This window comes from Micromonospora sp. NPDC127501 (genome assembly GCF_040302185.1).
Taxonomy (GTDB): domain Bacteria; phylum Actinomycetota; class Actinomycetes; order Mycobacteriales; family Micromonosporaceae; genus Micromonospora.
On the sequence record NZ_JBEORJ010000002.1, the window covers coordinates 534,120 to 540,506 of the forward strand.

Annotated in this window: 7 protein-coding genes; all 7 read left to right on the forward strand. The window is 70.5% G+C overall.

Features of this window, described 5'->3' with window-relative positions; translation table 11 throughout:
• The first annotated feature begins 23 nt into the window (after positions 1 to 23).
• The 7 genes from rnpA (at position 24) to ABTW72_RS06515 (ending at position 6,040) form a co-directional block, all read left to right on the forward strand.
• Entirely contained in the window at positions 24 to 440 is a 417-nt protein-coding gene (gene rnpA / locus ABTW72_RS06485; RefSeq protein WP_350855055.1) for a ribonuclease P protein component, read from the forward strand.
• Positions 437 to 733, forward strand: a complete 297-nt coding sequence (gene yidD / locus ABTW72_RS06490) for a membrane protein insertion efficiency factor YidD (protein WP_091396555.1) — start codon at positions 437 to 439, stop codon at positions 731 to 733. The genes rnpA and yidD overlap by 4 nt, the downstream gene beginning before the upstream one ends.
• Before the next feature lie 2 nt (positions 734 to 735).
• On the forward strand, positions 736 to 1,725 hold the full coding sequence (gene yidC / locus ABTW72_RS06495; protein ID WP_350855451.1) for a membrane protein insertase YidC: 990 nt from the start codon (positions 736 to 738) through the stop codon (positions 1,723 to 1,725).
• Between the two features lie 212 nt (positions 1,726 to 1,937).
• Complete coding sequence (locus ABTW72_RS06500; protein ID WP_350855058.1) at positions 1,938 to 2,555, forward strand: Jag family protein; 618 nt, start codon at positions 1,938 to 1,940, stop codon at positions 2,553 to 2,555.
• A gap of 148 nt (positions 2,556 to 2,703) precedes the next feature.
• Positions 2,704 to 3,414 carry a 16S rRNA (guanine(527)-N(7))-methyltransferase RsmG gene (gene rsmG / locus ABTW72_RS06505; protein WP_350855454.1) on the forward strand — a complete coding sequence of 237 codons (711 nt, stop codon included), beginning with the start codon at positions 2,704 to 2,706 and terminating at the stop codon, positions 3,412 to 3,414.
• A 256-nt stretch (positions 3,415 to 3,670) separates the two neighbouring features.
• Positions 3,671 to 4,996 (forward strand): ParA family protein, encoded by a 1,326-nt coding sequence (locus tag ABTW72_RS06510; RefSeq protein ID WP_350855061.1) that lies wholly within the window; start codon positions 3,671 to 3,673, stop codon positions 4,994 to 4,996.
• Between the two features lie 27 nt (positions 4,997 to 5,023).
• On the forward strand, positions 5,024 to 6,040 hold the full coding sequence (locus ABTW72_RS06515; RefSeq protein ID WP_350855064.1) for a ParB/RepB/Spo0J family partition protein: 1,017 nt from the start codon (positions 5,024 to 5,026) through the stop codon (positions 6,038 to 6,040).
• Positions 6,041 to 6,387 lie beyond the last annotated feature (347 nt).

Genomic DNA, 6,387 nt, shown 5'->3' on the forward strand with positions numbered 1-6,387 from the left:
CGGTCCAGGGGACGTGGGCAGTCGTGCTGGCCGCCGCACAGCGACTGCGGCGCAGCACTGACTTCGCCGCAGCGGTTCGCGGTGGCCGACGCGCCGGACGTGGCGCCGTCGTGGTCCACCTGACCGTGCCGGTGACCGCCGACCCCAGCACACCGACCTCGCCGGAGCCGGTACGGGACAACAGTGCGGAGCAGTCGTCCGTGCCGTCCCGTGCCGGCTTCGTCGTGTCCAAGGCGGTCGGTAACGCGGTGACCCGTAACCGGGTCCGGCGCCGACTGCGGGCGCTGGTCCGGGAACGGTTGACCGACCTGCCCGCCGGCAGCACCCTGGTCGTCCGGGCGCTCCCCGCCGCGGCGCAGGCGTCGTACCCCCGGCTCGCCACCGACCTGGACGCCGCCATCGCGGTCGCCCGGTCGCCGCGCGAACGGCGGTCCCGATGAGCGGCACCGAGCAGAGCAGCCCACGGCCGTCGACAACCGGTGCCAAGGTGCTGATCGCGCCCATCATCGCGTACCGTCGGTGGATAAGTCCGGCACTGCCGGCTCGCTGTCGGTTCTACCCGTCGTGCAGTGCGTACGCCCAGGAGGCGGTCGTTCGGCACGGCGCGCTCCGGGGAGCCGTGCTGGCGGCCCGGCGGTTGTTGCGCTGCCACCCCTTTCACCCTGGTGGATATGACCCGGTGCCGGAGCCGGGCGGCCGCCGTCGTGCTGATGTGACTGGAGCCCCGAATTGAGTCTGAGTCTCGACTGGATCTACTACGCGATTTCGTGGATCCTGCTGACCTGGCACTCTGCCTGGGACGCCATCGGGGTGCCCGTCGGTGCGGTGATCGGCACCAACTTCGCGTGGATCCTCTCCATCATCTTCCTGGTGGTCACCGTCCGGGTGATCCTGTTCCCGGTCTTCGTCAAGCAGATCAAGTCGCAGCGCGCGATGCAGGCGCTCCAGCCCAAGGTCAAGGAGCTCCAGGAGAAGCACAAGGGTGACCGGGAGACGCTCCAGAAAGAAATGATGGAGCTCTACAAGAAGGAGAAGGCCAACCCGCTGATGGGTTGCCTTCCGATGTTCCTTCAGATCCCGGTCTTCCTGGGCCTCTTCCACGTGCTGCGCCGGCTCGACCCGGACAAGCGGAACCAGACCCTCTACGGCTGGACCGCCGACCAGTTCCAGAGCGCCTCGCAGGCGAAGCTCTTCACCGCCCCGATCGCCGGCAAGTTCGGCTCCACGGCCGACGAACTGGCCAGCCTCGGCGCCAACGGCAGCACCGTGAAGATCATTGCTGGTGTCCTGGTCCTGGTCATGATCGCCACCACCTACCTCACCAGCCGTCAGATGATCCTCAAGACCGGCTGGGCCGAGGACCCGCAGCAGCGGATGATCCAGCGACTGATGCTCTACGGCATCCCCGCGTCGCTGCTGATCTCCGGCGCGATCTTCCCGATCGGCGTCATCATCTACTGGGTCACCAACAACCTCTTCACCCTCGGCCAGCAGCAGTGGGTGCTGCGGAAGTTCCCGCCGCCGGTGACCGCCAAGAAGGCCGTCGCGCCCGCCGCCAGCCGTAACCCGGTGCAGCCCGCCAAGTCCGGTGGCCTGTTCGGTCGCGGCAAGACGGCCCCGCCGGCACCGGTCAAGGCGACCGCGCCCAAGGTGGCCGGGCCGAAGCCGGGCGCCAAGCCGGTGAACAACCCGAAGAAGAGCCGCCCCGCCAAGCGGCAGGGCTGACCTGCGAGGGCCGCCGTCGGATCACCGGCGGCGGCCCGTTCCGCACCGCGCAGCCGCCGTACGGCCGGCGCCGGGCGGAACCGACCGCGCACCGCGCGGCCACGGGCGACACTGCCCGTACAGACGTGCCTGTGGGCACCGGCGACCTCCCGCCGGCCCCGGGAAACCAGTCGGACCCGACGGTCCGGCCGAGCGAGTACGGAGATGAGACCGTGACCGAGACCAGCATCCCCCGCGCCGAGCAGTCCCTGGACGAGGAGGAGACCGCCACGCTCGCGGTGGACGGCGACGACACCGAAGCCGATGACACCGAGGCGGACGACGACACCGACACCGCTGCTGGCACCCGGGTGAAGAAGGCTGTGGGCGAGGGCGACCTGTTCCGGCAGAGCGAGATCGCCGCCGACTACGTCGAGGGCCTGCTCGACATCCTCGACTACGACGGCGACATCGACGAGCTGGTCTCCGCCGGCCGCCCGATGGTCGAGGTGGTCGGCGAGCGGTTGCAGAATCTGGTCGGTCAGCGCGGCGCCACCCTGGAGGCGCTCCAGGAGCTGACCCGCCTTGCCGTCTTCCGGCAGACCGGTACGCCGAGCCGTCTGCTGCTCGACGTCGGTGGCTACCGGGCGAACCGCCGTAAGGAACTCGCCGCGGTCGCCAAGAACGCCGTCGAGAAGGTCAAGGAGTACGGCGAGCCGGTCCGCCTGGAGGCGATGTCCGCGTTCGAGCGCAAGTGCGTGCACGACGTGGTCAACGCCATGTCCGGCGTGGCGAGCGAGTCCGAGGGTGTGGAGCCGAACCGGCGCATCGTCGTACGGCCGGCGGACTGACCGGGTGACCCACGACGACATCACGGCCGACGCCGTGTCCGGCCCGGGCGGTACGCCGCCCGGGCCGTCCGCTGTCCGTCCCGCCGCCGTCGACGCCGATGCCGAATCGACCGGGCGTGACGACGCCCCGTCACCGGCCGATGCGGCGTTGCCGCCCGAGCTCGCCCCGGCCGCGCTGACCCTCTTCGGTGACCGTCTCGACCTGGCCGCCGCGTACGCCGAACTGCTCGCCACCGACGGGGTGGTCCGCGGCCTGATCGGCCCCCGGGAGGCGCCCCGCATCTGGGACCGGCACCTGCTCAACTGCGCCGCGGTCGCCGAACGGATCCCGTCCGGCGCGACGGTGCTCGACGTCGGCTCCGGCGCCGGTCTACCGGGTCTCGTCCTGGCCATCGCACGTCCCGACCTCATGGTCACCCTGATCGAGCCGCTGGCCCGGCGGACGTCGTTCCTGATCGAGGTCGTCGAGCGACTGGGTCTGGCCAGGTCGGTGCGGGTGTTCCGTGGCCGCGCCGACGAGGCGGCCAGCGGGTCGAGCGGCCGGGAGCCGATCAGCGGAGACGTGGTGACCGCGCGCGCGGTCGCACCCCTGGATCGGCTCGCGGGCTGGAGCCTTCCGCTGGCGGTTCGCGGTGGTCGGCTGCTGGCGCTCAAGGGCTCGTCCGCCGCCGCCGAGATCGAGGAGCACGCCGAGGTGGTGGCGCGACTCGGCGGCGGGGAGCCGACCGTGCAGCTCTGCGGCGTCGGGGTGATCGATCCGCCCACCACCGTCGTGGAGATCGTGCGTGAGCGGATGATCGGCCCGGCCCGCCCGGCGACCAAGAAGCGCGCCCGGGGCGGACGCTCCCGCCGAGGCTGACACTTCGCGCCATCGGGCTTCCAGCCGGTGGGTTGCCTCGTTGTACCGGTACGGATGGACGAGGGGATGAGAACCCGACGTGGACCTGCCGCGCCCGTCCGCCGTAGGCTGACCGCGCGTCGATAGTGTGGAGCGGGTGACGGACGTCGCGGGTCTCCGACCGCTCCCGCGGGCCGTACGCTCCGGGTTGCGGCCGTGGATGCGGCCAAGTTGACCGGGGCGCGGACCGACCATCCGAAGCGGGCAGGGATGACAGGTGCATGACGACGGCAGGTACGACGATCCACGCGTGACCGGGTCGACCAGCGATCCCGTTTCACGTGAAACCGACTACCCGAGCTGGTCCCCCGGCGCGACCGGGCCATCGACCCGACCGACCGACGGCGACCCGCCGGTACCGCTCGACCCCTCGACGGGTCCCGCGCGGCCGGAGGGCTCGGCCATTCCGGAGCCGGCGAGTGGTCGTCGGACGCCGGAGGCGTCGAGTCGACCGGTCAACGCCGCCGAGGTGCGGTCGACCTCAGGTCGCCGCAACACCGCCGCGGCGGTTCGCTTCGAGCCGGCCGTTCCGCACCAACCCACTGCGGCGGCCGCTCGGGACGCCGCGCCGGTGGTCGCCGACGCACCGGTTGCTTCGACCGAGTCGTTGGCCGCCGTGGCGGCCGATCCCACGTACGTTTCACGTGAAACCCCGACGCGCGAAGAGGATGACCCACCGTTGGCTATGGAGGCGATGCGCGCCGTGCAGATCCTGAATCCCAGTGGCGAGGTGACCATGCCTCGACCGGACCGGACCCGGGTCATGTGCGTCGCCAACCAGAAGGGTGGCGTGGGTAAGACCACCACCACCGTCAACCTTGCGGTGGCGCTCGCCCTGCACGGCAACCGGGTGCTGGTGGTCGACCTCGACCCGCAGGGCAACGCCTCGACCGGGCTCAACGTCCCACACCACACCGGAATCCCCGACGTGTACGACTGCTTGATCAACAGCGTGCCGCTGGCCGAGGTGGCCCAGGCGGTCGAGGGCATCCCCAACCTCTGGTGCGTACCCGCGACCATCGACCTGGCCGGCGCGGAGATCGAGCTGGTGTCGGTGGTGGCCCGGGAGTCGCGCCTGGACCGGGCGATCGCCGCCTACCCGGGCGAGTTCGACTACGTCTTCATCGACTGCCCGCCCTCGCTCGGCCTGCTCACGGTCAACGCTCTGGTTGCCGCGCAGGAGGTGCTGATCCCGATTCAGTGCGAGTACTACGCGCTGGAAGGGCTCAACCAGCTGATCAACAACATCAACCTGGTACGCCAGCACCTCAACCCGAAGCTCGACGTCTCCACCATCCTGCTGACCATGTACGACCGTCGCACCCGGTTGGCCGACGCCGTCGAGCAGGACGTCCGGAACCACTTCGGCGACAAGGTCCTCCAGGCGGTGATCCCCCGCAACGTCCGGGTCTCCGAGGCGCCGAGCTACGGCCAGTCGGTGATGACCTACGATCCCGGTTCGCGGGGCGCCACGAGTTACTTCGAGGCCGCCCAGGAGATCGCCGAGCGGGGCGTCAAGGAGCCGGTGGGCCGGAATGCGTAGTGCGGACGAATCGCTGGGAGGCGTGGCATGAAGAACCGTCCTCGGGGCGGTCTGGGTAGGGGCCTGGGGGCGCTGATCCCGACCGGGCCGGCGCCGGCTGCCGCTGGCACCGCGACGGCAGAGCCGGAGAACGAGCACCTGGACGACGCGGGCACCGTCGCTGTCGCCGCGGTGCCGGCCGGAGCGCCGGTTCGTGAGCCGGAACCCGTGCTCAGCCCGGTGCCCGGTGCTCGATTCGCCGAGATCCCGGTCGGCGCGATCATGCCCAACCCGAAGCAGCCCCGCCAGGTCTTCGATGAGGAGGCGCTGGAGGAGCTGAAGACCTCGATCCAGGAGGTCGGCTTCCTTCAGCCCATCGTCGTTCGGCAACTCGACGACGAGAAGTACGAACTGGTGATGGGCGAGCGGCGCTGGCGGGCCGCCCAGGCGGTGGGGCGGGAGAGCATTCCGGCGATCGTCCGGGACACCCGTGACGACGCGATGCTCCGCGACGCTCTGCTGGAGAACATCCACCGGGCGAACCTGAACCCTCTGGAAGAGGCCGCGGCCTACCAGCAACTGCTGGAGGAGTTCGGGGCCACCCACGAGGAGTTGGCCCGCCGGATCGGCCGGAGTCGCCCGCAGATCTCCAACACGATCCGACTGCTGAACCTGCCCGCACAGGTACAGCGCCGGGTTGCCGCCGGCATCCTGTCGGCGGGGCACGCCCGCGCTCTGCTGAGCCTCGACGAGGCGGAGGCGCAGGAACAGCTGGCCCTGCGGATCGTGGCCGAGGGACTGTCGGTTCGGGCGACCGAGGAGATCGTGGCCCTGGCACTCAACGACGGGCCGGCGAAGGGTCAGGCCGCGAAACGGCGACCCAAGGCGCACGCGCCGGCCCTGACGGATCTCGCCGATCGGCTGTCCGACCGGTTCGACACCCGAGTGAAGGTGGACATCGGCCGGAGCAAGGGCAAGATCACGATTGAGTTCGCGACGGTGGACGACCTTGAGCGGATCGTCGGGATCATCGGAGTGCAACAGGAAGAGGGCGGGGAGGACTGACCCCGCCCGCTCGCCTACGGCCGCGCTACCTCAATGGGGGCGCGGCCGTTCTGCATCCCGGGTCGTCGCGGTTTCACGTGAAACAGACGGCGGCGCTGATTCAGCGGATCGGCATGCCCTGCGGTTCGTCGTCGTCCTCGGCCTCGGCCAGCCGACCCGGCGTCCCTCTCTGCCCGTAGGAGGAGCCGGCGGGAGCGGTGGGCGGATGATCGGTCGCGCTGGCCGCACGTTCGACAGCACAATCCGATGGCGATGGCGATGGCGATGGCGATGGCGATGGCGATGGCGATGGCGATGGCGATGGCGATGGCGATGGCGATGGCGATGGCGATGGCGATGGCGATGGC